18 protein-coding genes are annotated in these 26203 nt (G+C 72.0%); 8 read left to right on the forward strand and 10 right to left on the reverse strand.

What is annotated here, in order from left to right; translation table 11 throughout:
* Positions 1 to 3: 3 nt before the first annotated feature.
* The gene (locus tag M3C17_RS03715) at positions 4 to 558 is read right to left on the reverse strand and encodes an ECF transporter S component (protein WP_259976296.1); all 555 of its coding nucleotides are present in this window, start codon (positions 556 to 558) and stop codon (positions 4 to 6) included.
* 102 nt (positions 559 to 660) lie between these two features.
* Between M3C17_RS03715 and M3C17_RS03720 the strand changes: the two genes are divergently transcribed.
* On the forward strand, positions 661 to 3372 hold the full coding sequence (locus M3C17_RS03720; RefSeq protein ID WP_259976297.1) for a LuxR C-terminal-related transcriptional regulator: 2712 nt from the start codon (positions 661 to 663) through the stop codon (positions 3370 to 3372).
* A 55-nt stretch (positions 3373 to 3427) separates the two neighbouring features.
* On the opposite strand, the gene M3C17_RS03725 is transcribed toward M3C17_RS03720, so the two are convergent.
* From M3C17_RS03725 to M3C17_RS03735, 3 genes are all read right to left on the reverse strand, one after another.
* Entirely contained in the window at positions 3428 to 8626 is a 5199-nt protein-coding gene (locus M3C17_RS03725; protein ID WP_259976298.1) for an isopeptide-forming domain-containing fimbrial protein, read from the reverse strand.
* 225 nt (positions 8627 to 8851) lie between these two features.
* Positions 8852 to 11374 (reverse strand): ABC transporter permease, encoded by a 2523-nt coding sequence (locus M3C17_RS03730; RefSeq protein ID WP_259976299.1) that lies wholly within the window; start codon positions 11372 to 11374, stop codon positions 8852 to 8854.
* Positions 11374 to 12141: an ABC transporter ATP-binding protein gene (locus tag M3C17_RS03735; RefSeq protein ID WP_259976300.1), complete on the reverse strand. Its 768-nt coding sequence runs from the start codon at positions 12139 to 12141 to the stop codon at positions 11374 to 11376. The genes M3C17_RS03730 and M3C17_RS03735 overlap by 1 nt, the downstream gene beginning before the upstream one ends.
* Before the next feature lie 108 nt (positions 12142 to 12249).
* Here M3C17_RS03735 and M3C17_RS03740 point away from each other — a divergent pair, with 108 nt between their 5' ends.
* The 7 genes from M3C17_RS03740 (at position 12250) to M3C17_RS03770 (ending at position 18014) form a co-directional block, all read left to right on the forward strand.
* Entirely contained in the window at positions 12250 to 13482 is a 1233-nt protein-coding gene (locus M3C17_RS03740; RefSeq protein ID WP_259976301.1) for a sensor domain-containing protein, read from the forward strand.
* Positions 13470 to 14108 (forward strand): response regulator transcription factor, encoded by a 639-nt coding sequence (locus M3C17_RS03745; RefSeq protein WP_259976302.1) that lies wholly within the window; start codon positions 13470 to 13472, stop codon positions 14106 to 14108. The genes M3C17_RS03740 and M3C17_RS03745 overlap by 13 nt, the downstream gene beginning before the upstream one ends.
* Positions 14109 to 14241: 133 nt before the next feature.
* Complete coding sequence (locus M3C17_RS03750) at positions 14242 to 14583, forward strand: PadR family transcriptional regulator (protein WP_259976303.1); 342 nt, start codon at positions 14242 to 14244, stop codon at positions 14581 to 14583.
* Between the two features lies 1 nt (position 14584).
* Complete coding sequence (locus tag M3C17_RS03755) at positions 14585 to 14953, forward strand: DUF1048 domain-containing protein (protein ID WP_259976304.1); 369 nt, start codon at positions 14585 to 14587, stop codon at positions 14951 to 14953.
* Positions 14950 to 15717: an ABC transporter ATP-binding protein gene (locus M3C17_RS03760; protein WP_259976305.1), complete on the forward strand. Its 768-nt coding sequence runs from the start codon at positions 14950 to 14952 to the stop codon at positions 15715 to 15717. The genes M3C17_RS03755 and M3C17_RS03760 overlap by 4 nt, the downstream gene beginning before the upstream one ends.
* Entirely contained in the window at positions 15714 to 16481 is a 768-nt protein-coding gene (locus M3C17_RS03765) for an ABC transporter permease (RefSeq protein ID WP_259976306.1), read from the forward strand. Before M3C17_RS03760 ends, M3C17_RS03765 begins: the two co-directional genes overlap by 4 nt.
* 210 nt (positions 16482 to 16691) lie before the next feature.
* Positions 16692 to 18014 (forward strand): alpha/beta hydrolase family protein, encoded by a 1323-nt coding sequence (locus M3C17_RS03770; protein WP_259976307.1) that lies wholly within the window; start codon positions 16692 to 16694, stop codon positions 18012 to 18014.
* Between the two features lie 349 nt (positions 18015 to 18363).
* Here M3C17_RS03770 and M3C17_RS03775 read toward each other — a convergent pair whose 3' ends face one another.
* From M3C17_RS03775 to M3C17_RS03800, 6 genes are all read right to left on the reverse strand, one after another.
* Positions 18364 to 19839 carry a lipase maturation factor family protein gene (locus tag M3C17_RS03775; RefSeq protein WP_259976308.1) on the reverse strand — a complete coding sequence of 492 codons (1476 nt, stop codon included), beginning with the start codon at positions 19837 to 19839 and terminating at the stop codon, positions 18364 to 18366.
* 218 nt (positions 19840 to 20057) lie between these two features.
* Positions 20058 to 21035, reverse strand: a complete 978-nt coding sequence (bsh, locus tag M3C17_RS03780) for a choloylglycine hydrolase (RefSeq protein ID WP_259976309.1) — start codon at positions 21033 to 21035, stop codon at positions 20058 to 20060.
* Between the two features lie 142 nt (positions 21036 to 21177).
* The gene (locus M3C17_RS03785) at positions 21178 to 22086 is read right to left on the reverse strand and encodes a glycine betaine ABC transporter substrate-binding protein (RefSeq protein ID WP_259976310.1); all 909 of its coding nucleotides are present in this window, start codon (positions 22084 to 22086) and stop codon (positions 21178 to 21180) included.
* Between the two features lie 103 nt (positions 22087 to 22189).
* Positions 22190 to 23146 (reverse strand): proline/glycine betaine ABC transporter permease, encoded by a 957-nt coding sequence (locus M3C17_RS03790; RefSeq protein WP_259976311.1) that lies wholly within the window; start codon positions 23144 to 23146, stop codon positions 22190 to 22192.
* Entirely contained in the window at positions 23146 to 24450 is a 1305-nt protein-coding gene (locus tag M3C17_RS03795) for a glycine betaine/L-proline ABC transporter ATP-binding protein (protein WP_259976312.1), read from the reverse strand. Before M3C17_RS03795 ends, M3C17_RS03790 begins: the two co-directional genes overlap by 1 nt.
* Before the next feature lie 331 nt (positions 24451 to 24781).
* Positions 24782 to 26122: a class I SAM-dependent methyltransferase gene (locus M3C17_RS03800; RefSeq protein WP_259976313.1), complete on the reverse strand. Its 1341-nt coding sequence runs from the start codon at positions 26120 to 26122 to the stop codon at positions 24782 to 24784.
* Positions 26123 to 26203 lie beyond the last annotated feature (81 nt).

The raw sequence follows: 26203 nt of genomic DNA on the forward strand, positions 1-26203 counted from the left end.
TCGTCAGCGGGCGACTCCGGCTCTGGCGAGCAGACGTCGCAGGGCGATCACGGCCGCGGCGATGAGGAGCTCTCCGGCGATCCGCGCGAGCAGGGTGGCCACGAGCACCCCCGGCACCAGATGATCGGGCGAGAACACGGGCAGGGCGACGAGGAAGAGCACGACCCCCGCGGCCGCGCCCGCCAGCAGGATACGCACAGGGTGCGCCCGCACGTCGCGCCGCAGGGGCAGCGTCGCATCGAGCACGAGTCCGCCGATCAGCAGCGGCACGACGCCGAGCAGGCCGATCGGCGAGACCGCGACGGTCAGCACTCCGCACACGAACGCGGTGAACGCCGCCATCCCCGGGGTCCTGGTCACGACGCGCGCCAGCAGCGGCAGCGCGGTGTGCACCGCGGCCACCAGCGCATACGCGGGCGGCGAGGACACGGCCAGCACGCTCGTCACCGGCACCACGGCGACGAAGACGAGAGCCTGGATCGCGCCGAGCGCGGCGCTCACGAGCAGGGCGCTCGTGGGCACCCGTCGCACCGTCGTCTGCCCCCGCGCGTTCGTCACTCCTCCGAGCTTAGGGCCGCCGGTGCGCGCGGCTCCCCGCGGCTCCGACCGATTGCATTTCGGAATATCGTAGGGGGCAGGGGACGGACCTGGGGAGGGACGATGTCGGCTTCTGTCGCGCGCACGCACACACGGATCCCGCGGGTGTCCGCGCACGTCATCGGGCGTCCTCGGCTGAACGCCGCCCTCGAGACGTCCATCCCGCTCACTCTGCTCCGCGGAGCCTCCGGCGCCGGCAAGACCACCGCCCTCGTGGGCTGGGCGTTCACGACGCGGTCCCGCGTGGCCTGGCTCACCGCGACCCCCGCCATGCAGGGCAGCCACGGCCTCGCGACCGCCGTGCTGCGCGCGCTGCGCCCGCACGCCCCCGCCGGCACCGCACCCCCGCACACCCCCGCCGGCGCCGCCCCCGCGCACGCCCCCGCGGGCACCACGGGCATCGAGGACGCGGCCCCCGCAAGCGACGCGACCGCCGACGGCGCGGCGCCCGGGCACCCCGCGCACGCCCATCCCGCGCCCGAGCCAGACCCCCACCCGCTGCCGGAGGCGGATTCCGCCCTCGAGCCCCTCGCGTCCGCCCACCTCTGGGCCGACATCTCGGACCTCCTGCACAGCACGGAGGAGCCGCTGGCGCTCGTGCTCGACGACGCCAGCGTCCTCGACCGGGAAGCCGTCTTCGATCTGTGCCGCACGGTCGCCGCCGCGCCACTCGCCCGTCTGCTCGTGGCCACCAACCGACCCAGCGCGTTCGACAGCGCCGGGCTCGACCTCGTCATCGACACCGCGATCATCACGCCGGAAGACCTCATGTTCGACCTCGACGAGATCCGCCGCGCACTCGACGTGGACGAGGAGGGCGCCGCCGCCGTGCAGCGCGCGAGCGGCGGCTTCCCGGCGGTGGTCCGCGCGGTATCCCTGCGGGACGTCGGGCAGGACGGAGCTGCACTGACCGACGCCGCCTCTGCGGCCATCGAGGACTTCCTGCAGACGCGGATCGAGGCCGGAGCCTTCGACGAGCGGATGCTGCGGGGGCTGATCCGGCTCAGCATCACCGACACCGTCGACCACGCCCTCGCGATCGCGCTCACCGGCGACGAGGGCATCGCGGAGGCGCTCGACCAGGCCGAGGCGTTCGGCTTCGGCCGGTGGTCCCCGGGCGGTCGCCGCACCTTCACCATGGCCCCGCTCGCCAGGACCCTGCTGCTGCGCGAGCTGCGGCGCTCCCGCCGCGCCGAGATCCCGCAGCTGCGCCGCGTCGCCGTGGAAGGAGCCCTGCGTCGCGGGGCGCCGTTCGAAGGGCTCCGTCTCGCCGTGGAACAGGACGACCTCGCTCTCGCCTCCCACGTCATCATGTCCGGATGGAGCCACCTGCTGGACCACCACGGCCGCGCGGTCGTGGCCCTGCTCGGCGACCTGCCCCTCTCCCGCCTGAAGCACGAGCCCCTCGTGGCCATGCTGCTGGGCATCTGCCTGAACGCCAACCGCCTCCGTCGCCTGCGCGGCTTACAGCTGCTGCGCCTGGCGGTGTCGGCCGCGAACGCCAGACGCACCACGCTCTCCCCCGCCGAGCGTCTGTTCATCTGGACGGCCGAGAGCGCCGCACTCCGCGTCATCGGCATGCCCGACCGCGCGGGCCAGGTGGCCGCCCGTGCCTTGGCGCTGTACACCGAGACCCCTGAGGCGAAGTGGCAGCGCTACGCCACGGAGATGCCGCTGCTGTGCACGCACCTCGGGCTCTCGCTGTACTACGGCGGCCGCAAGGAGCAGGCCGTGCAGCTGTTCGACGAGGCCGCCGCACTCGCCGCCGTCCACGGCAGCGGCAACGCGTTCCACGCCATCAGCCTGCTCAGCGGCATCCGCGCCCTCGACGGAGACCTGCCGGAGGCGCGGCACCTCGCGGAGCTCATCCGCCAGGGCGACTGGGACCCGGCACTGCTCGACGGCTACCGCGGCACGTTCTACCGTGTGGCGGAGGCGCTGCTGGCCGTGGAGGCCGGTGACACGAGCGCCGCCGCACGGCACGTCAGGGCGTTCGAGCCGCACCGCGCGACGAGCGAGCACTGGACGACCATGGCCGCCGTCGAAGCGTGGGTGGCGCTGCATGCGGGGGAGGCGGCCGCCGGGCTCGAACGGCTCGAGTCGTTCGCACGGCTGCGGGGACGCGAGGCCGCGAGTGCGCACGCACGGCACGCCCTCAGCCGCGCGAGGGTGCTGCTGCACCTGGCTCTCGGCGACGTGAGCGCGGCACGGCACGTGCTGCAGCGGGACGCGACGACCGACCGGTTCAGCACACTGCTGGAACGCGCCCGCCTGGCCCTGGTCGACGGACGCGCCCCCGAGGCCGCGCGGCTGCTCGCGCAGTCCCGGCTCCGGCCCGGCACCGCGCGCGAACGCGCCGAGGCCGCTGCCGTGCAGAGCGCCGCGCTGCACCGGGCCTCCCCTGCCGCGGCACAGCGGGTGAGCGATGCGCTGTCCGCGCAGCTCGCCGACCGCGAGCTGAGCACCCCGCTCGCCCTGCTCGCCGCGGAGGACTTCGCCACGGTCCGCGCGGATCTCGCCCCCAGCTCCCGCGTCGCGTACCCCCGCAGCGCCGCGCTGCCGTCGTTCGCGACGCGGCCACGGCTGTCCTCGCGCGAGCAGGTGGTGCTGCACGCCCTCGCCTCCGGCGCCCCGCTCCCTGCGATCGCCGCGGAGCTGCGCGTCTCCCCGAACACTCTCAAGGCGCAGCTGCGCAGCATCTACCGCAAGCTCGAGGTCGGCAGCCGTGCCGAGGCGCTGGAGCAGGCCGCGCGCCACGGGCTGCTGTCCCCCTGACGCCCACGGGCCCCGACCGTCACTGGGACGACGGCCGGGGCCCGCGGGGGTTCGGTCAGGCCTGAGCCCTGCGGCGACGCAGGATCAGCAGGGCCGCCCCACCGAGCAGCAGCGCCAGCGCGAGGCCCAGCACCCACGGCGCGAGCTGCCCGCCCGTGATGGCGAGCGGCGTCAGCACCGGGTTCTCGGTCGTGCTCGCCGGAGGGGTGATGGTCTCGCCACCGGGAGGCGTGGCGGAGGCCACCGCGACGTTCCGCAGCGAGGCCCCTGCCGCGTCGGCGTGCACGGTCACCGCGTAGGTGATCGTCACGCTCTCCCCTTCGGCGAGGCTGCCCGTCCACCGGAGACCCGTGCCCTCGACGACCGGGGCGGCGACAGCGCGCTCCCCGACCGTCGCGGTCATGCTGCCGCGGAGGTCCGCGTGGCGCAGCACTCCGGCCAGGTCGTCGGTGATGACGACCTCGTCAAGCCCGGTCTCGCCGGTGTTGGTGCCGGTGAGGGTGTAGGTCACGACGCTGCCCGCGGCGACCGCGGTCCCGGTGCCGGGGTCGGCGGTCTTCGCGAACACGAAGCCCGGAGTGCCGACGCGGTGCTCGGTGGTGGCCGGCGGCGGCGTGAGCTCCGCGCCGCCGGGGGCGGTCGCAGTGCCGACGGCCAGGTTCGCGACCGTCGCTCCCGCGGCATCGCCGTGCACGGTCACGGAGTACGTGATCGTGACGCGCTGCCCGAGCCCGAGCACGCCCTGCCAGCTCAGCTCCTCCCCCGACACGACCGGCGTGGACACCGTGCCGTCGGAGAGGGTCGCGGTCGCATCGTCGTTGTACGCGGCGTGGGCGAGCACGCCGGACAGGTCGTCCGCGATCGTCACGGGGTCGAGCGCGGTCTCGCCCGTGTTCACGCCGGTCACCGTGTAGGTGATGACGCTGCCGGGGTCGACACGGCTGCCGGTGGCGGGGTCGGCGCTCTTGCTCAGCGCGAAGCCGGGCTCGTTCACCGGGTTCTCCGTGGTCGCCGGCGGGGTCTCGATCGGCGGCACGCCACCGGGCGGGGTCGCCGACCCGGAGGCCGTGTTCTCCAGCACGGAGCCGCCGGCGTCGGCCGCCACGGTCACCGAGTAGGTGACGGTGACCGTCGCGCCGACCGGCAGGGCGCCCGTCCACGTCAGTCGGTCGCCCGCGAGAGCCGGAGCATTCGCGGGATCGCCGTCGACGGTCGCCGCGGCGTCGCCGTTGTACGCGGCGTGGGCGAGCACGCCGGACAGGTCGTCCACGATCTCGACGGGGTCGAGTGCCGTCTCTCCGGTGTTCACGCCGGTCACCGTGTAGGTGAGGACGGCGCCGGGGTCCACGGCGGTGCCGCTCGACGGGTCCACGCTCTTGGAGAGCGCGAAGCCGGGCTGGTTGACCGGGGTGGTCGTGGTGCCGGGCGGCGGCGTGAGCTCCTCACCACCGGGCGGGGTGGCGGTCGCGCGGGCGGCGTTCTCGATCACAGCGCCGGCGGCGTCGGGGCCGACGGTCACGGAGTAGGTGACCGTGACGGTCTGTCCCACCGCGAGGGCGCCGGTCCAGGTGAGCCGGTCGCCGTCGAGGGCGATCGTGCCCGCCGTCGCCGTGCCGATGGTCGCCACGGCATCCGCGTTGTACGCGGCGTGCGGCAGCACACCGGACAGGTCGTCCACGATCTCGACCGGGTCGAGCGCCGTCTGGCCGGTGTTCGCGGCGGTGAGGGTGTAGGTGAGGACGGCGCCGGGGTCGACGGCCGTGCCCGCTGCCGGGTCAACGGTCTTCGCAAAGGCGAAGCCGGGCTCGTTCACCGGGTGCTCGGTGGTCGCCGGCGGGGGCGCGATCGGCGTGCCGGGCGTGGTCGGGCTGCCGGGGTCGCTCGGGTCCGTCGGGATCAGCGGGGTCGCCGAGCCGGTCGCCGTGTTGGCGACGGTCTCGCCGCCCGCGCCGGCGTCGATCGTGACCGAGTAGGTGATCACGACGTCCTGACCCGGCTGCAGCGCACCCGTCCAGCGCAGGGTGCCGTCCGCCACGGTGGCCGTGCCGCGCGAGGACTGCACGTCGCCGTTGTATGCGGCGTGGGCCAGCACACGGCCGAGGTCGTCGGTGAGGGTCACCGGGTCGAGCACGGTGTCACCGGTGTTCGTGCCGGTCACGGTGTAGGTGATCACGGCGCCGGGGTCGACGCGCGTGCCCGTGGCCGGGTCGGCCGACTTGGCCACGGTGAACCCGGGCGTCGCGACGGGGTGCTCGGTCGTCGCCGGGGGCGGCGTCACGGGCGTGCCCGGCGTGGTCGGGCTGCCCGGGTCGGTGGGGTCGGCCGGGATGAGGGGCGTGCCCTCGCCCTGGACCGTATTGCGCAGGAGGACCCCGGTGGCGTCGGCCGCCACGGTCACCGAGTAGGTGATCACGACGCGGTCGCCCGGTGCGAGTGCCCCCGTCCAGGTGAGGGTGCTGCCGGTGAGGTCCACGACGCCGGTCGACGCGGTCACATCGCCGCCGTACTGGGCGTCCGCGAGCACGGCCGAGAGGTCGTCGACGATCGTGGCCGGGTCGAGCACCGTGTTGCCGGTGTTCACGCCCGTGATCGTGTAGGCGATGGTGTCGCCCGCGCGGACGGCGGTGCCGGACGCGGGGTCGGCCGACTTCTCGACCTCGAAGCCCGTGGCGACGACGGGGTGCGCGGTCTCCGCGGTCGGCGGCGTGATCGGCGTTCCGGGCGTGGTCGGGCCGTCCGGGTCGGTCGGGTCGACGGGCACCCGCGGGGTGGCCTCGCCGTTCACGACGTTGCGCAGCAGCGCCTGCTCCACGTCAGCGTCGACGGTCACGGTGTAGCGGATCGACACGGACGCGCCCTTCGGGAGGGTGCCCGTCCAGGTGAGGGTGCCGCCCGAGACCGAGACGGTGCCGCGGTCGGCGGTCGCGTCGTCGTTGTAGGCCGCGTCGTCGAGCACGCCCGACAGGTCGTCGACGATCTCGGCCGGACGCAGCTCGGTGTCGCCCGTGTTGGTGCCGGTGATCGTGTACTCGATGGTGTCGCCCGCGGACACGGCCGTCCCGGAGGCGGGGTCGGCGGTCTTGCTGACGGTGAAGCCGGAGCCGATCACGGGGTGCTGCGTGGTGACGGCGGGCGGCACGATCGGCTCGCCGGGCACCTGCGGACCGGTGGGGTCGCCGGGGTTCGGCGTGGTCGGCGTCGCGCTGCCGGTCACGGTGTTGCGCAGGACCTCGCCGGAGGTCTCCGCGTTCACGGCGACGGTGTACGTGACGGTCACGGTCTGGCCGGGCTGCAGGGCGCCGGTCCAGGCGAGGGTGCTGCCGGTCAGGGTGGCGCCGCCCGTGGTGAGGGCGGTGCCGTCGATCGCGGTCGTGATGGCGCCGGTGGCCGCGGCGTGGGCGAGCACGCCGGAGAGGTCGTCGCTGATCGTGACGGGGTTCAGCGCGGTGGCGCCGGTGTTCGTGCCGGTGAGGGTGTACGTGATGCTCTGGCGGGGCTCGACGACCGTGCCGGTGGCGGGGTCAGCGGTCTTCGCGAGACGGAAGCCCGCGACCGGGTGCTCGGTGACGACGGCGGGAGGGACGATCGGGTCGAACCCGCCGGGCGGGGTGCCGGAGGCGGTGACGCTGTTGGCGATGCGCTCCCCCTCCACGCCGGCGTCGACGATCACCGAGTAGGTGATGGTGAGGACCTGCCCGGGCTCGAGGGCACCGGTCCAGGCGAGGTCGTCGCCGGTGACGGTGGCGGCGCCGGAGGAGACCGGGTCGCCGTCGATGGCGGTGGCCACGTCGCCCTGGTACCCCGCGAAGGCGAGCACGCCGGACAGGTCGTCGGTCACCGAGACCGGGTCGAGGCGGGTGTTGCCGGTGTTCGCGGCCTGCACCGTGTAGCTGATGCGCTGACCGGCGCTCACGGCCGTGCCGGTGGCGGGGTCGGAGGTCTTGCTCAGCTCGAGCCCCGGCATGAGCCGCAGGTTCGTGAACGTGCAGGTCACGTCGGTGCCGAGCGGACCGGAGGGCTGCGTGACCTGGCCGTCGGCGGTCACGGCCACCGGGGTGGTCGAGCCGTCGGGACGCACCTGCACGCAGATCAGCGATTCGTCGTAGCGGGTGGGGTCGGTGGTGCCTGCCGCGGCCTCGGACAGCCGGAACGTGTCGCCCTGGTTGGTGAACACGGGTCCCGCGTAGTCGGACTGCAGGCCGGGGCGGTCGCCGCGCGTGGTCGCATCGGTCTGCGCCACCTGGTAGCCCGCGGGCGACTGGATGCGCAGCGCGAACTGGTCGGTCGCGGCCTGGCGTCCGGCCGGCAGATCCTTCTTCAGCGTGAGCGTGTTGGGGAACGTGCAGCTGGCCATGTCGGTGGGCGAGAAGCCGCCGAGCGACGTGGAGTTGACGGTCTCGCCGCGCGGCAGGTCGACCTCGATGATGCGGTTGCCGCCGCCGGAGACCGACACGAAGATGTGGCCGAGGTTTCCGAACGCGATGCCGTTGCCCTGCACGCCGGCGCCCATGTCGTGCACCTGCTTGGCGTCGATGGTCGCGGTGCTGGGCTCCAGCGTCGCGGGGAGGTCGGCGGAATAGATGTAGTTGTCGGCGACGAGCACGAGCTGACCGGAGGCGCTGAAGGCCATGTCGCCGTTGGCGCCGAACGGGCTGCTGCCGGTGGTCGGGCGGAGGGTGCCGACCTGCACGTAGTCCTGCGGGGCGATGCTCTCGTTCCAGGCGTACAGGTTGATCGCTCCGCCGATGGTGCCGCTGGCGAAGTAGTACACGCCGGTGACGGGGTGCACGGCGCCGCGCAGCACGGAGGACTCGAGCCGGAACGCGGTGCGGCTGGTGGTGTCGGTCAGCCGGTCGTGCTTCGCGAGCTGCTTGACCCCGGCGGCGTTGGTGACCGTGTAGGCGTAGCGGCCGTTGGAGGAGAGCCCGAGCGCGTTGTTGGAGTGGTTCGCGCCGAGGTTGATCGAGCCGAGGGTGCCGCCGTCGCCCGGGGCCCCGCCCTGCTCGTTCACCGCGAACTCGCGCACCTCGGTGGTGCTCTGCACGTAGACCGCACCGGGGGTGCAGAGGAAGGGCTCTGCGGCCGCAGCGGGTGCGGCGGTCATCGTGCCGCCGATCACGACCATCGAAGTGGCGACGAGGGCCGTGCTCACGGCCCCGCCGATCAGTCTCCTCGCGCGGCGGCGCCAGCGGCCGTGCCGCTCCGGCGCCAGGTCTTCGGACGTGTGGTCCCTGCGGGCGACACGGAATCCCATGACTGCTCTCCCCATCCATCGCTTCCCCGGTGCGCGAGCGCGCACACGGAAGCCCCCGCCCCCTCAGGCGACCGCCGAGCACCACCGGGCATGGCGAACTCGGTCCGGGCCTCCGCCAGCCTGGCCGCGGCTCGGGCGGGCCCCTCGCCGATCGGCGAGAATTCACCCCGCCCTTTCACCCCACCCGGCGGGGGCCGCGGCGTCTGCCGCAGCGCCCCGCCGCGTTCACTCGCGGGAGCCGATCTCCTCGATGGGCTTCCGGCGCAGCGTCTGGCCGGTCGCGACCAGGAGCGCCAGCAGCGCGAGCGCGCCCATGCCTCCGACGATCGCGAGCGAGCCGAGCACGGGCATCGCGGGGATCGGCTGCCCGGAGATGCCGTAGCTCATGCCCATGAGCGGCGGGATGGCGACCAGCACGCCGAACACCATCGACACGGCCGCCACCAGCACCGCCTCCAGCCGCATCATCGATCGCACCTGCCCGCGCGAGGCGCCGATCAGCTGCAGCAGCGCGAACTCCCTGGAGCGCTCGCCGGTCGCCATCACCAGCGTGTTGACCACGGCGATCGCGATGTAGCCGAGGATCACGAGCAGCGCGATGAGATTCACCCACCCCTGCTGGGTGAGCGCCTCGGCCCCCGTGGCCCGCTGCCCCGAGGCCGCGGTCGCCGTGAGGCCGTGGTCGGCCAGGGCCTGCGCGACCGCGTCGGTGCCGCCGTCCGCCGAGACGAGCGCGAACCCGTCGAGCCCCGCCGTGGTGTGCGCACGCACCTGTTCGACGTGCATGGTGAGGTCGCCGAAGCCGAGCCCGCGCTCGTACAGCGCGACCACCGTGGACTCCAGCGGCGTACCGTCGCCGAGCATCCCGGAGACCGTGTCGCCCACGCCGACGCCGAGGTTGTGCGCGGCGTCCGAACTCAGCGCCACCGTGGCACCGCCGTCGTCCAGAGCGGCCAGGGAGCCCTCGCGCACGTTCAGGTCGAGCAGCCCGTCGACCGTGGCAGGATCGATGCCCTGCAGCACGAGCTCGGTCCGCTCCAGCTGCCCCTCGATGTCGTACGAGTCGACCACGGCCGCACTCACCACGACGCCGGAAGCCGCGGTCACGCCCGGCACGTCGCGGAGACCTGCCACGACCGCGGGGGAGAGCCCGGCGGTCGACGACACCCGCAGCTCCGCGGTGACCCCTGCGCGCGTCTGGTGCGCGGCCTCGTCGGCCATGATCGCGGGACCGCCGATCTGCACGAGACCGAGCCCGATCCCCAGGGCGATGGGGAGGATGGCGGCCGCCATGCGCCGGCTCGCGGCGTTCGCGTTGGCCGCGGCGAGGAACCCCGGTGCCGACAGTCGGCGCAGCACCGGGCCGAGCAGCCGCGCGCACACCGCGACCAGCCACGGTCCGAGCAGGCCGAGCGCGACGATCAGCATCAGCGCGGCACCCGCGGAGGCGCCGATCGCGGCATCTCCGCGCACGACCAGCGGCACAGTGGACACCGACACCCCCGCCGCGGCGAACACGATGCCTGTGATGATGCGCGGCAGCCCGATCGAGCCCGGCCCTGTCGAGGATTCGCGGAGCGCTTCGACGGGGTCCAGCTTCGCCGGCCGCCGTGCGGCGATCCGCGCCGCGCCCCAGGCCGCTCCGAGCACCAGCAGCACCGCCGCGACCGCGGGGCTCGGGCCGAGCGCCAGGGCGAAGTCGCCGGGGATGACGCCACCGGCGACGAAGGCCGACTGCAGCGCCGACGACAGCAGGTAGCCGGGGACGATCCCCAGCAGCACCGCGGCTCCGGCGACGACCAGCACCTCCCTGGCGATGATCGCGTGCACCTGCTGCGCCGTGGCGCCGACCGCCCGCAGCAGCGCGTACTCCCGCCGTCGCGACTGCACCGACAGGGACAGGGTCCCCGCGACGATGAACAGCGCCACGAGGATGCACGTGCCGACGAAGGCGCTGCCGATCGCGATCAGGGTGGTGCGCGCGGCCCCCGAGTCGAGGAACTCCACGTCGCCCCTGGCGTCGCCGGTCCGCACGACCAGGCCGGGGAGGGCCTCGCGGATCGCTGTCGCGGTCTGCTCCGCGTCGGCGCCGCCGTCGAGCAGCACGCCGAGCGCCTGTGGTCGTCCGCCGTGCGGGTCGAGGTCGGCGATGCGGTCGTCGGCGAGGAAGACATGCGTGCCGCGCTGCGGCAGCACGGGGGCCGTGACCTCCCCCGTCACCCGGTAGGTCGCCGGCTCTCCGCCGTGCGCGAGCACCGTGGTGTCGCCGATCTCGAGCGACGACCCCGCGACGACGGCGATCTCGTCCGCGGCGGTCGGCTCCGCGCCCTCCGTGAGCGCGAAGCCGGTGAGGGCTGTCGACGACCACGGGTGCGCCTGCAGGGTGGGGGCGGCGGCAGAGTCGCCGGCGGCGGCGAGGGGCACGGTCGCGTCGGGGACGACGGCCTGCACCCCGGCGATGTCGGCGATGCCGTCCGCGACGTCATCCGGCAGCGGCGCGCGCTCGCGCAGCGGCACCGGAAGGTCTTCCGGCACGTCGGCCTGCTGCGGTGCGCCCACCACGATGTCGGCCGCGGTGTACCGCTCGGGGGCGAGCCCGCCGCGGATGCCGGACTCCACCAGCACGCCGAGGCCCGTCACGAGCGCGCTCGCCACGAAGATCGCGACGAACACCCCGGTCAGACTCCCCCGGTGGTGCCGGAGGTCCGCGCGGACCAGCCGCCCGAGGCCCAGATGCCGCGCCGACATCACCACTCCCCCAGGGTGCTCATGCGCGCCGTGATCTGCTGCGGCGTCGCGCCGTCGAGGTGTCCGGCGAAGGCGCCGTCGGCGAGGAAGATCACGCGGTCGGCGTGTGCCGCGACGACGGGGTCGTGCGTGACGACCACGACCGTCTGATGCAGTTCGCGGGCCGTGTGCGCCAGCAGGTCGAGCACCTGCGCGCCCGTGCGCGAGTCGAGCGCCCCGGTCGGCTCGTCGCCGAAGACCACGTGCGGCCGGGTGATGAGCGCCCGCGCGATCGCCACCCGCTGCTGCTGCCCTCCGGAGAGCTCGGCGGGGCGGCGGTGCCGGCGGTCGCTCAGCCCCACAGCGGCGAGCAGCGTCTCCAGCCAGGCGCTGTCGAGGGTGCGTCGGCCGAGCCGCAGCGGCAGCGTGATGTTGTCCTCCACCGTGAGCGCGGGCAGCAGGTTGTACGCCTGGAAGACGAAGCCGACGTGGTCGCGGCGGAAGGCCGAGAGCTGCCGGGGCTTGAGCGCTGAGATCTCGGTGCCGCCCAGGTGCACGGTGCCGCTCGTGGGCCGGTCGAGCCCCGCCGCGCTGTGCAGCAGCGTGCTCTTGCCCGAGCCGGACGGACCCATGATCGCGGTGAAGGAGCCCTTCGCGATGGCGAGGTTCACGCCGCGCAGGGCGGTGACCTGGGCGCTGCCGGAGCCGTAGGTCTTGACGAGGGCCGACAGCCGCAGGGCTTCGGTCGGTGCCGCTTCGACGAGCGGCGCAGGGGATGTCGTGGTCATGCTTCGACGCTAGGAACCGCGGGCGTCGCACCCCATCCCGCCCGCTGCCGCATCGATGGTGGAGCTGGCTATACCGTCCCGCGCTCCCCGCTCCGGCAGACTTGCAGGGTGAAGGACGGATGGATGCGCCGCTGGCTGCGCGATGCGCGCTTCCTCGGCGTCGAGCTGGGGGCCACCGTCGTATCGCTGGGGCTGTTCTGCGTGCTGGTGGTGCTGCTGCCGCTCATGCTCATCACCGGCGGCGTGCTGCTGCTGCCGCAGGCCGTGCAGGTGCTGCACCGCTGGAGCGACAGGGCGCGGCGGCGGATCGGGCGGCGGCGCGGCGAGGAGCTTCCGGCCCTCGCACGGACTCTGCCCCGCGGCGCCACGCTCGACGAGCGGCTGCGCTTCGCCTTCTCCCGTGCGTCCGCCCGTGACGCCCTGTGGCTGCTGATCCACGCGTTTCCGGTGATGTGGGTGTCGCTGCTGACGCTCGCGCTGCCCCTCTCGGCCGTGAACACGCTCGCGACCACCTGGTACTGGCAGTTCGCGCCCGCCGACGACCCGGTGGGCTCGCCGTACCCCGTGACGTCGTGGGAGCTGGCGTGGACGATGCCGCTGGTGGCACTGGCGTACGCCGTGGCCTCGGCCTTCCTGGTGCCGGCGGTCGCGCGACTCGTGGCGTTCGTCTCGGCGAAGCTGCTGGCCACGCCTGCGAAGTCGCGTCTCGCGGCCAGGGTCGACGCGCTGACGCTGAGCCGTGCCGCTGCGCTCGACGCCCACGCGGCGGAGCTGCGGCGCATCGAACGCGATCTGCACGACGGTGCGCAGAACCGGCTGGTGAACGTGGTGATGATGCTGGGGATCGCGGAGCGCGCGGACGAGACGGGCGGCGATGTGCGCGAACCGCTGCGGCGGGCGCAGGACGCGGCGGCCGACGCCCTGGCGGGACTGCGGCGCACGGTGCACGACATCTATCCGCCGATCCTCGACGAACTGGGGCTGGAGGGGGCCCTGGCCTCGCTCGCCGGGCGCAGCGTCGTGCCGTGCACGGTGGAGACCTCCGGGGTGGGCCGAGTGCCGGCCGCCGTGGAGTCGGCGAGCTACTTCGTGGTGGCGGAGGCGCTGACGAATGTGAACAAGTACAGCGGGGCCACCCGGGCGACGGTGCACGTGGAGCGTGAGGGCGAGCTGCTGCTGATCGCGGTGGAGGACGACGGCATGGGCGGCGCCGCCGAGCGGCCGGGCGGGGGTCTTGCGGGGATCCGCCGTCGGGTCGAGGCGTTCGAGGGCACCATGGAGGTGTCGAGTCCCGCGGGCGGGCCGACCATCCTGAGGACGGAGCTGCCATGCGGGTCGTGATCGCCGAGGACGACACGCTGCTGCGGGAGGGCCTGGCGCTGCTGCTGCGCAGCGAGGGCTTCGACGTGGTGGGCGCGGTGCCGGACGCGGAGGGGTTCCTGGCGCTGCTCGACCAGGCGGATGCCGCCGTGCTCGACGTGCGGATGCCGCCCACCTTCACGAGCGAGGGCCTCAAGGCGGCCGCGGAGGCCAGGGCCCGGCGCCCCGGCTTCCCGGTGCTCGTGCTCTCCGCCTACGTGGAGGACCGCTACGCGGGCGAGCTGCTCGCCGCGGGGGCCGACGGCCTCGGGTATCTGCTGAAGGAACGCGTGGGCAAGGTCGCGGCGTTCGTGGATGCGCTGCGCCGCGTGGCCGCCGGGGGCACGGTGATGGACCCGGAGGTCATCTCGCAGCTGATGAGCCGCCGCCGGGCCGACGACCCCGTGCAGACCCTGACCCCGCGCGAGCGGGAGGTGCTCGGGCTGATGGCCGAGGGGTTGGACAACACCACGATCGCCGAGCGGCTGTTCGTGACCGAGACCGCGGTGAGCAAGCACATCGGCAACATCTTCGCCAAGCTCGGCCTCGCCTCGTCCGACAGCGGTCACCGTCGCGTGCTCGCCGTGCTCGCCTATCTCCGCACCTGACACCGCGGGGACCCTCTCCGGACATCTCTCGAAGAAGTTCGGTATTCGGTGTTGCTAAGTACCGGTACTCAGTGTTACTTTGTACCGGTACCCAGCAACACTGAGTACCCAACCGAGAACGAGAGGGGACCCGATGGGCAAGCAGATGACCGAGATGCTCAAGGGCACCCTGGAGGGCATCGTGCTGGCCCTCCTCGCCGAGCAGCCGGCATACGGCTATGAGATCACCACCCGCCTGCGCGAGCACGGCTTCACCGACACCGCCGAGGGCACCGTCTACGCCCTGCTGGTCAGGATCGAGCAGAAGAAGCTCGTCGACGTGGAGAAGGTGCCCAGCGAGAAGGGTCCGCCCCGCAAGGTGTACACGCTCAACGCGCAGGGCAGGCACGAGCTGGAGGAGTTCTGGACCACCTGGGACTTCCTCCGGACGCACATCGAACGACTCAACACGCACACCCCCGACAAGGAGAACTGACATGGCCGCCAAGTGGATCGAAGCCCTCACCGGCTCGCTCGAGCAGAAGAAGCAGTACAAGCAGGCGAAGGCCCGCATCGAGGCCCTGCCCTCGCCCTACCGCGAGGTCGCGAACGCCCAGTACCGGTACTACCTGTACTACGGCGGCATCACCGACGGCGACACCATCGTGACGATGTTCCTCGACCTCGCCGACCTCTGGGAGCGCGCCGCCCTCGACGGCACGCCGGTGAGCGCGATCGTGGGCGACGACCCCGTCGAGTACGCCGAGGAGTACGCCAGGGCGTACGGCGGGACGCAGTGGATCGACAAGGAGCGCGCACGCCTCATCAAGGCGTTCGACGACGCGAAGAAGAAGGAGGAGTCATGACGAACGCGGCCATCTCGGTGCGCGGCATCGAGAAGTCCTACAAAGATCTGCACGTGCTGCGCGGCGTCGACTTCGAGGTGGAGCGGGGATCGATCTTCGCCCTCCTCGGGTCGAACGGCGCCGGCAAGACCACCATGGTCCGCATCCTGTCCACGCTGCTGAAGGCCGACGCGGGTGCCGCGTCGGTGCAGGGCGTCGACGTCGCGGCGGACCCGCTGGGCGTGCGTGAGCGCATCAGCCTCACCGGGCAGTTCGCGGCGGTCGACGAGATCCTCACCGGGCGCGAGAACCTGGTGCTGGTCGCCAGGCTGCGGCACCTCTCCGACCCCGGCGCGGTGGCCGACCGGCTGCTGTCGACGTTCCGGCTCACGGATGCGGGCGGCCGCAAGGTCGGGACCTACTCCGGAGGCATGCGGCGCCGGCTCGACATCGCGATGAGCCTGGTCGGCGACCCCGAGGTGATCTACCTCGACGAGCCGACCACGGGCCTCGACCCCGAGGCGCGCATCGAGGTGTGGGACGTCGTGAAGCAGCTCGCCCAGAGCGGCACCACCGTGCTGCTCACCACGCAGTACCTCGACGAGGCGGAGCAGCTGGCCGACCGGATCGCGATCCTGCACGAGGGCCGCATCATCGCGAACGACACGCTCGCCGGGCTGAAGCAGCTGCTGCCGCCCGCGCAGGTCGAGTACGTCGAGAAGCAGCCCACGCTCGAGGAGATCTTCCTCACCCTGATCGGACCCTCACGAAAGGACGCCGCATGAGCACGCACTTCGCCGCCGACACGGCGACGCTCACCGGCCGCTCCATGCGGCACATCTTCCGCAGTCCCGACACGATCATCACCACAGCGGTCACCCCGATCGCGCTGATGCTCCTGTTCGTGTACGTCTTCGGCGGCGCTCTGCAGCAGAGCACCGGCGCCGAGAACTACGTGAACTACCTGCTGCCGGGCATCCTGCTCATCGCCATCGCCTCGGGCATCGCGTACACCGCGTTCCGGCTGTTCACCGACATGCAGAGCGGCATCTTCGAGCGCTTCCACTCCATGCCGATCGCCCGGTCGAGCGTGCTGTGGGCGCATGTGCTGACGTCGCTCACGGCGAACGCCATCACGCTCGCGATCATCTTCGCGGTCGGCTTCCTGATGGGGTTCCGCACCGGGGCGAGCGTCTGGGCGTGGCTCGGCGTGATCGGCATCCTGATGCTGTTCACCCTGGCGCTCACCTGGCTCGCGATCATCGCGGGGCTGAACGCCAAGACGGTCGACGGCGCGAGCGCGTTCTCCTATCCGCTGATCTTCCTGCCGTTCATCAGCTCGGCCTTCGTGCCGACCGACACGATGCCCGGCCCGGTGCAGTGGTTCGCCGAGCACCAGCCGGTCACCTCGATCGTCAACACCATCCAGGCACTGTTCGCCGAGCAGCCCGTGGGCGACGACATCTGGATCGCACTGGCCTGGTGCGTCGGCATCCTCGTGGTCGCCTACGTGTTCGCGATCATCTCGTACCGGAAGAAGGTCAGCTGATCGCCAAGCGGGACGGAACGCTCCGTCCGGGGTCTCGCACCCCGGCCGGGGCGTCTCGCTGCGCTCGGCGTCGACCGGTATGAAGCACGCCGCGGGGGTCGGCGGGAGCGGGGGATCTTCCTACGATGGTCGCCATGGCGTGTGCTTCTCGACTCGGTACGAATCATCTGACGGCCCGGGCGAGCATCGCCGACACGGAGCGTTCCTGACGTGGACGCCCTCCTCCAGATCCAGATCCTCGGTGGCCCCGTCCCCACCATCGTGTACACGGTGGCCGCCGCGTGCGCGCTGTACCTGCTGCTCCGCCGCCCGACCTGGCGCCGCGTGCTCACCTCCGCGATCGGCATCCTCGCGGGCGCTGCCGTGGGCCTCGGGGTGTACTTCATCGCGAATCAGACGAAGGCCTTCGGCGGCGAGCTCACCGTCGAAGTGCTCTTCCTCCTGCTCGCCACGTGCGGCGCGATCGGCTTCGCGGTCGTGAACCTGTGGGACTCGCGGTGGTGGCGCAAGGTGATCGCCGCCGTGTCCATCCCGGTGTTCGCCCTCGCCGGCGGCATCGGCATCAACGCCTTCTACGGCATCAACAAGACGGTGGCCGACGCGCTCGGCATCGTCGTCTCCAAGCCCATCGACCTTCCGAACGTCACGACCAGCGAGGCCCCGGAGCCGGAGAAGTCGCTGTACGACTCGTGGCAGCCCCCGGCGGACATGCCGGCGCAGGGGAAGGTCGGAACGGTCGTGATCCCCGGCGCGACCTCGGGCTTCCAGGCCCGGCAGGCGGGCGTGTATCTGCCGCCCGCCGCGCAGGTGAAGAATCCACCGCTGCTGCCGGTGATGGTGTTCATGCTCGGCTATCCCGGCACTCCGAGCCCGGACATGATCACGCCCACGCTCGACGCGTTCGCCGCGGCGCACAAGGGTCTCGCCCCGATCGTCGTCATCGCGGACCAGGTCGGCAACGGCCGCGATCCGGCGTGCGCCGACTCGAAGACGTACGGCAACGCGGAGACGTACATCCGCAAGGACGTGCCCGCCTGGATCCAGCAGAACCTGCACGTCGGGACGCAGCCCCAGGGCTGGATCCTGGGCGGCTACTCCAGCGGCGGCGTGTGCGCCGTGAAGTTCGCGGCACTCGACCCCACGGTCTGGGGCACGCTGGTCGCGGTCTCCCCGGAGGAGTTCCCCGGCGTGGAGTACGCCGACCGCGTCCGCGCCGACGTGTACGGCGGAGACTCCGCAGCCTGGGAGGCGGACAAGCCCGCGGCGATCCTGGCGCGGAACACCGGGCAGTACGCCGGAGTCACCGCCGCGATCACGACCGGCACCGAGGACGGCTCGTTCGGTCCCGGCACGAGACGGCTCGCCGACGCCGCCAAGGCCGCGGGCATGAACCTCACCCTGAACGAGATCCCGGGTGTGGGGCACATCGGCGACGCGCTGGCCCTGGGCCTCACCGCCGGCCTGAACACGGTCGCCCCCTCACTCGGCCTCGCCCCGGGCGCCCCCACCCCGTCCCCGTCCCCGTCCGACTGACCCCGTCCGACTGACCCCGTCCGACTGACCCCGCGCGGCTGACCCACCCCTTCGACCGCACGGCACGAAGGAGATCTCGCGACTTGCAGGACTGATCCCACCCATTCGTCCTTCATCTCGTGCGATCTCCTTCATCCCCGCATCCGCCCACCGCCCGCCCGCCGGACCGTCACCCACCGGGCCACCCCTTCACGAAAGCCGCACGAGTTGAAGGAGATCTCGCGCCTCGAAGGACTGATCCCACCCACCCGTCCTTCCATCCGTGCGATCTCCTTCAACTCGGCGCACGCCCACCGCCGCCCGCCCCGGCTGACCCCGCGTGCCCCACCCCTGCCCCACCCCGCGCGCGTCAGCGCAGTCCGACCGGGCCGAGCACCACGCGGCGGCCCGTGCGGACCCAGTGCACGCCCTCGGCACGGTGCTCGGCGCGGGTCGCGAAGCGGTATCGGTAGGACACGGCTCGCACCCACCGCGGCGGCTCTCCGTGGAACGGGTCCACCCGCAGCATGCGCAGGGTCGGGCCATCCGCCTCCAGCAGTCGCACGAGGAACACGGTGAACCAGTCGTCCAGCGAATGCCCGAGCGGCAGGAACCACATCAGCCAGTCCAGCCGCAGGTGGTACGGAGCGAACTGCCGCGGGATCCTCCGCACGTCGCCCGGCTTGCCGTGGAACTCATACTCGCGCCAGTGCAGCCCCTCCTCGTCGTCCGACCCCTCCACCACGATCTCGATGCGCTCGCGCGTGACCGTGCCGAAGGCGCCGTAGGCGTTGGCGAGCTGCCAGCGGTGGAAGCTCGCGTTCATCAGCTGTCGCCGTGCGAAGAGGTTGCGCACGGCCGGCACGCTCAGCACGACGAACAGCACCCCCACGACCGAGGTCACCACGACCCACCACAGCGGCAGCCCCGACAGCAGCCACGGGGCCGCGGTCTCCGGAACGGCAACGGCAGCCCCCACCCCCGGCAGCCCCACGGCGGAGAACCCGAGCACGATCGTCGCCCAGTTCAGCCACGCGAAGTTGCCGGTGAGCACGAGCCACAGCTGCGTCGCGATCACGATGCCCGCGGCCACCGTCCCCACGAGCTGCGGCACCGGCCCCGGCACCCACAGCGACAGCAGCGGCGCGAACAGGAAGAAGGGCACCACGAGCTGCGCGACGTGGTTGCCGATCACCTCCAGCCGGTGGAACCACCGCGGCAGCAGGTGCGCCTGGCGGCTGAGCGGCCCCGGCATGGGCTGCGTCTCGTGGTGGAAGGTCATGGCCGTGAGGTCGCGCCACTCCCTTCCTCCGCGGATCTTGATCATCCCGGCACCGAACTCGAGACGGAACAGCAGCCACCAGAACAGCACGATGACCACGACCGGCGGCGGCTGATCCCGCGAGCCGAGGAACGCCGCCAGGAACCCGGCTTCGAGCAGCAGCATCTCCCACCCGAAGGAGTAGAAGGTCTGCCCGATGCTCACGACCGACATGTACCCGAGCCACAGCCCCAGGAAGCACAGCATCGGGACCCAGGGCGGCCCGAGCTGCGGCACCCCGGCGACGAGCAGGGCCGCGAGCGCGATGCCCGCCCACGACAGCGCGACCAGGCGGCGGTCGGTGTAGCGGACACGCGTGAACAGCGTGGGGTGCAGCAGGCGTCGCCGCTCCTTCTTCTGCGCGACCCAGTCGAGGAGCGCCGGTGCGGGCAGCAGTCCGTGCTCGCCCAGCAGCGCCCGGAACTGGTTCAGCGTGGAGACGAACGCGACGAGGTACAGCGCCGCGATGCCCCGCTGCAGGACCTCGCGGGCGAACCCGTAGTCGACCGCCGCGAACCCGTCCACGCGCACAGGCTACGCCGCGCCCGCGGATCGGATGAGGGGCTTGCGGAAGTCGTGCCCGCACCGTTCGCACGAGCGCCTTGAGGGCCGCGGGCCCCCTCACTCACACACCCGCGCACACACCCACGCCGATGCCCCGGTCCGACGGGGGCTGTGTGGGCGGCGCGCCCACCGCTCGCACCCGCGCACCAGCGCCGAGATTCGGACCGGGAAGGCGCCGCTCAGTTCTGCATCGCGAGCTGCTGGCCCGTGACCAGGGGGTAGGTCACGAGCTCGGTGCCGTCGAGGTCCTCCGCGTGCATGTCCACCCCGGTGATCTGACTGTTCTCGTAGGTCGTGTAGTAGTAGATGCCCTTGTCGGTGTTGCAGCAGGAGGAGTAGATCGTGATCTCGTACTTCTCCTCGTCGCCGACCTGCACGCACCCGCGCTGCTGGGCGACGGAGCCGAGGATCTGGAAGAACTGGCTGAGCGACTCCGACTCGGAGGTGCCGCACACCGAGTTCATGCGCGTGAACACCGCCTTCACGAACCGGGAGGAGGAGGACAGGTCGCCGGGCAGTCCGATCCCGCCCATTCCGCGGCTGTACAGGTCGAGCGGCACCTCGGGCGCGAACGTGTTGTCCGGCTGCCGGTTCGACAGATGCGAGTAGTCGTTCAGCCGGAAGCTCTGGATGTCGAACGTGGGGTTGTTGGTGAGGACGCCCCACGGGTTGTCGTAGACCTTCAGCCCGTCGCGCACGCTCTCCACCACGATCGAGGCCGTGCGATCGGCGATGATCCAGTGCAGGGGCGACAGGGGGAACGCCTCACTGAAGGAGATGTCGACCAGGCTCACGGAACGCAACGCGTCCTTCACCTGCGCCACGGTCTCGAACTGGCCGAGCACCCAGGGGATGAACTCGAACGGCGTGACCTCCGGGCCGCCCGACCCCTCCGGCGGGTAGTACGCGTTGTCCGGGAAGTTGAGCCCCGCCATGCTCAGGCCCTTCTCGTTGCTCGCGTGGTAGTACAGCGGGTAGCCGTCGGAGACGGTGGCGATGCCGATGATCGCGTGATGGGTCGTGAGCTCCGGCAGTCGTCGGAACGGGAAGGTGAAGTTCCGCGGTGTCACGGTCACGGTCTCGTGATACGAGAACTCCAGATCCAGGTTGCGGCCGAAGTAGTGATCGGCGGTGGTGAAGCTCAGTCCTGTGCACATCGTTCCCCGCTCCGTTCCGGACCCGGCGGGTCCACGAGCGGCCATGGTCCCACCGTCGCGCGCGAACCGTAAGGGGGGGTGACCGACGACGAAGGAGGGCCTCCCCGTGGGGGAGACCCTCCTGTGCATGCCCTGGCGGGCGTCAGCTGGTGATGACCCAGTCGAACTGGTCGCCGTACTTCTCCAGCCACGCGTCGACCGCCGCGGCCTCTTCGCCCTCGCCGTACTCGTTCACCACGAGGTCCTCGAGCGCACCGTACTGCTCGTCGTCGAGCTTGATCTTCTCGATCAGCTCCGCCGCCTCGGGGAACTCCTCGGCGAAGCCCTTCGTGCCGAGGAAGTGCAGCGCCTCAGCCTCGCCCATCGCGCCCTTCGGGTCCTCGAGATCCTTGAGGGGGAAGGCGTCGTTGGCCCAGAACGGGCGCCACAGCGTGACGACGATGTCCTCCTGCTTGTCGGTCGCGGTCTTCAGCTCGGTCAGCATCGCCGCGGTCGAGGACGTGACGAGCTCGTACTCGCCGTCCAGGCCGTACTCCGGCATCATCTTCTGCGTCTGCGCGGTGAGACCCGCGCCCGGCTCGATGCCGTAGATCTTGCCGTCGAACGCGGCGCCCTGGCCCACGAGATCCTCGATCGAGGTGAGGTCGGAGTACTCCGGCACCGCGATCGTGAGCTTGGCGTTGTCGTAGTACGCGCCGAGGTCCTCGATGTCGTCGCCATACTCGTCCATGTATTCGGCGTGGGTGAGCTCGGGCCAGGCCGACGGGTACATGTCGACATCGCCCTGCGCGAGACCGGTGTAGAGGGGGCCGGCCTCGGTGAGCGTCTTCATCTCGACCGTGTAGCCGATCTTCTCGAGCTGGTCCTGCAGCAAGTAGGCGGTGCTGAGTCCGTCCGTCCAGGAGGGGAGGAATCCGAGGGTGATGGTGCCCTTGTCCTCGGCACCGTCTCCGCCGCCGCTGGTCCCGCCCGCGCCGTCGCCGCTGCATCCGGCGAGGGTGAGCGCTGCTGCGGCGCCGAGGGCGGTGAGGGTCAGGATCTTCTTCTTCATGTGCTTCTCTCTCTTGCGTTCCGTATGTGATTTCAGGGATGCGGACGACGGGATCTCCGGGCAGGCCGGAGCATCCCGCCGCTCCGCGGGAGGGGACGACGGATCAGGCGCGGGTGAGCTCGGCTTCGACGGGCGCGGGCTGCGACGGGGCTTCGGCGGCACCGGTGGAGGGCGCGGACGGGTGCTGCCCCGCAGCGCGACGCTTCCGCAGACCGAGCAGCGACGAGCGGTTCTCGCCCGCGGCCCCGAACGCCGCGGTCACCCGATCGAGGAACACGGCGATCAGCACGACACCGAGGCCCGCCTCGACGCCCTTCGGGATGTTGATGGTCGAGATGGCCTCGACGACCATCTTCCCGAGGCCGTCGGCACCGGCCATGCCGGCGATGACCGCCATCGACAGGGCGAGCATGATGACCTGGTTGACTCCGGCCATGATGGTCGGCATCGCGAGCGGCAGCTGGATCCCGCGGAGGATCTGCCCCGGGGTGGCGCCGAACGCGTGCCCGGCCTCCACGGTCTCGGAGTCCACACCGCGGATGCCGAGCTCGGTCAGGCGCACGCCCGGAGGCAGCGCGAAGATCACGGTCGCCACGAGGCCGGGCACCACGCCGATGCCGAAGAACACGATCGCGGGGATCAGGTACACGAAGGCGGGCATGGTCTGCATGAAGTCCAGCACGGGCTTGAGCACCGCGCGGACCGTGGCATTCCGGGCCGACCAGATGCCCAGCGGCACCGCGATCAGCACGGCCACCACGGCGGCGACGAGCACGAGCGCGAGCGTCTGCATCGCGGGCACCCACAGGTCCATGGCCACGATCAGCCCGAACGACAGCACGGTGCCCACGGCGAGCTGCCACGAGCGCACCAGCCATGCGATGAGTGCGGCGATCACGATGATCACGGCGAAGTGCGGCGTGAGCAGCGCGCGGGTGAGGCCGTCCACCAGGAAGCCCACCACGAACGACACCACGTCGAGCAGGCCGTCGAGGTTGTCCTTGATCCAGTCGACACCCGCGGCGACCCAGTCGCCCACAGGGATGCGGAACCCGTCCATCAGCGCACCTCCTCCGTCTCGGATGCCGTGGGCAGCGGCTCGGCCGTCCACCCGTCGTCGAGCACCGCGTCGATCTCCGCCTGCGGCATGGGGATCATCGGGAGCAGGATCTCCTCGGTGGCGCCGGGGCCGGGGCCGAGCGCCGCGAGCAGGGTGACCCGGGGGATCACGCCCACCAGGCGCCCGTCGCCGTCGGTGACCGCCAGCGGCAGCGGTGACTCCACGGCGGGCACGAAGAGGTTCATCAGCACCTCGTCCTCGCGCACGCTCTGGGGCACGGGCTTGATGACCGAGTCGAGCCGGGTGACGCCCTGGCGGACGAGCTTCACGGCGTCGCGGTCGGTGACCGCGCCGACCAGCTGACGGTCCTTGCCGACCACGTAGGTGGCCGACATGTAGGCGTCGCGCATCTGGCGGAGGGCCGTGCGGGGTCCGGCGGTCTCGGCGACGACGGGGCGCGGGCGTTCCATGACGTTCGCGGCCGTGAGCACGCGCGCGCGGTCGACGTCCTGCACGAACTGCTCGACGTAGTCGTTCGCCGGGTCCATCAGGATGTCCTCCGGCGTGCCGATCTGCACGATGCGGCCGTCCCGCATCACCGCGATCCGGTCGCCGAGGAACATGGCCTCGTTGAGGTCGTGCGTGATGAAGACGATGGTCTTCTGCAGCTTCTGCTGGAGCTCCAGCAGCTGCTCCTGCATCTCGCGGCGGATCAGCGGGTCGAGCGCGCTGAACGCCTCGTCCATCAGCAGGATGTCGCTGTCGGCGGCGAGCGCGCGGGCGATGCCGACGCGCTGCTGCATGCCACCGGAGAGCTCGGCCGGGAGCTTGTCGCCCTGGCCCTCGAGGCCGACGAGAGCGAGGATCTCCTCGGCCTTCGCCAGCCGCTCGGCCTTCGCCACGCCCTTGAGCTCGAGCGGGTAGGCCACGTTGGCGGCGACGGTGCGGTGCGGCAGCAGGGCGAAGTGCTGGAACACCATCGAGATGCGGTCGCGGCGGATCTCGCGCAGACGCCCGGCCGGGATGCCCGTGATGGCGTCGCCTCCCACGGTCACGGTGCCGTCGGTGATCTCGTGCAGGCCGTTGAGCATGCGAATGATGGTGGACTTGCCCGATCCGGACAGGCCCATGATGACGAAGATCTCACCGCGGGTCACGGTGAAGCTGGCGTCGATGACGGCGGCGGTCCCCGCGTCGGCGACGGCGGCGCGGCTCTCCCCCTCCTTCAGACGGCGGACGGCGGCGTTCGGATTCCTCCCGAACACCTTGTACAGATGGCGCGCTTCGAGTGCGATGTCGGACACGTTTCCCCTGCGGCTCGGCCTCGGGTGGCTGAGCCTGCTTCGGTCACGCCCGGGTGATCCTCACGAGGCCGTTCGACATCATCGCTGTGGCGGCGCAGGCGGTGGATTTCGGATCCGCCGCAGAGAGGACCAACCGTACGCCCACGCCTCTTCGCAGCACAGCTCATCGAAAGAAGGACGCGGTCGCGGACTGGTCTTCGGGCCGTCAGGCCCGCATTCCAACGTAACGAAATGGCCGGTCAGGGGCAAATCCCGCGGCTTCGACGCTCCCGGGTTTCCGCGGCTGACCGGGGGATAGTACGCCCGTCTAGCAATCCCGGCGGCAGGTGATTCACGGTCGCCGGACGCTGCGGGTCACGGTGAACTTGGGGGTGCGGCGCAGCTGCTCCGTGCGCCCGATCAGTCGCGTCAGCTCCGGCCGGTAGCCGAGGCTCGAGTTGTACACCGCGAGGAGCTCTCCCCCCGGCCGGAGCAGGCGCGCCGCGGCTTCGAACAGCCTGGTCGCCGCCCCCGTGTGCACGCTGCTGCCGAGGTGGAACGGCGGGTTGAGCAGCACCGTGTCGAACGAGCCGTCGGGCAGCGCCGAACCCGCGTCGTCGTGCGTGACCGCGACCCGGTCGGCCACGCCGTTGGCGTCGACGGTCGCCCGCGCGGAGGCCACGGCCGCGGCCGAGCGGTCCGTCGCCGTGACTGCGTCGCCGGGGTGCGCGAGGGCCCACGTCACCGCGAGCGCGCCCGTGCCGCAGCCGAGGTCGAGCACGCGGCGGCCCTCGCCGTTCACAACTCCGGAAGAATCCGCGTTCTCGGGCCGATATGGGCTCGAATCGGCTCGAACGCGCCCGTTTCTCCGGAGTTGTGAACCGTCGACGGCGAGCACGTCCCGCAGCACGCGGGTGCCGATGTCGAGCCGGGCGCCGGCGAACGCCCCGCCGTGCGCCACCAGGGTCAGCCCGTCGTGCTGCTCCCGCACCGGGAAGGGCGGCGCCACGGGCACGGGCAGCGGCGAGGACGCCACGACGAGCCGGGACTTGCGCTCGGCCCGCTGCGGCTGCACGTGCGCGAACCGACGCGCCAGCACCTCGTTCTGCGCCAGGGTCATGTGCTTCACACGACCTCCGGCGACCAGCACCACGTCGGGCGCCGCCCAGCGCGCGACGGCATCGGCGATCTCCTCCAGCTCGGCGAGCGCCTTCGGCAGCTGCAGCAGCACGAGCCGCGCGCCCCGCAGCAGCGCCTCGTCGAGCTCGTGGGGGACGAACGGGAGGTCGGTCGCCTCGGGTGCGCCGTGGGCACCCCGGAGCCGGTGTGCCGCGCCGTCGTCTTCGCCGCGGCCCGGCTCGGGTGCGGCGGAGGCACCACGGAGCGGGCGTGCGGCGCCATCGCCTTCGCCTTCGCCGGGGGTGGAGACGAGCCCGAGCTCCTGCGCGTTGCGGGCGAGCGCGCGGCGGCCGGTCGCGAGGTCCTGGTGCACGCGGATGCCGCGGAGTCCTGCGTGCACGAGGGCGAGGGTGATCGCGCCGTACTCGTCCCCGATCACCGCGATGTCGGAGCCGTCGACCCCGGAGTCCCGCGCGCGCCCGACCAGGAGCAGGTCGGTGGCGTCGTACGCCTGGAGGTTCTCCGCCTCCACGTCCGGCCAGCGGCGCAGGCGACTGTAGGGGAACTCCGGCACCAGCCCACTGTACGCGGGGGCCGTGAGGATTTCGCATGTGTCGCCTTCACAGTATTCACAACTTCGTGAAGCGGGCGTACG

The sequence above is a fragment of the Microbacterium sp. p3-SID336 genome, assembly GCF_025143365.1.
Taxonomy (GTDB): domain Bacteria; phylum Actinomycetota; class Actinomycetes; order Actinomycetales; family Microbacteriaceae; genus Microbacterium.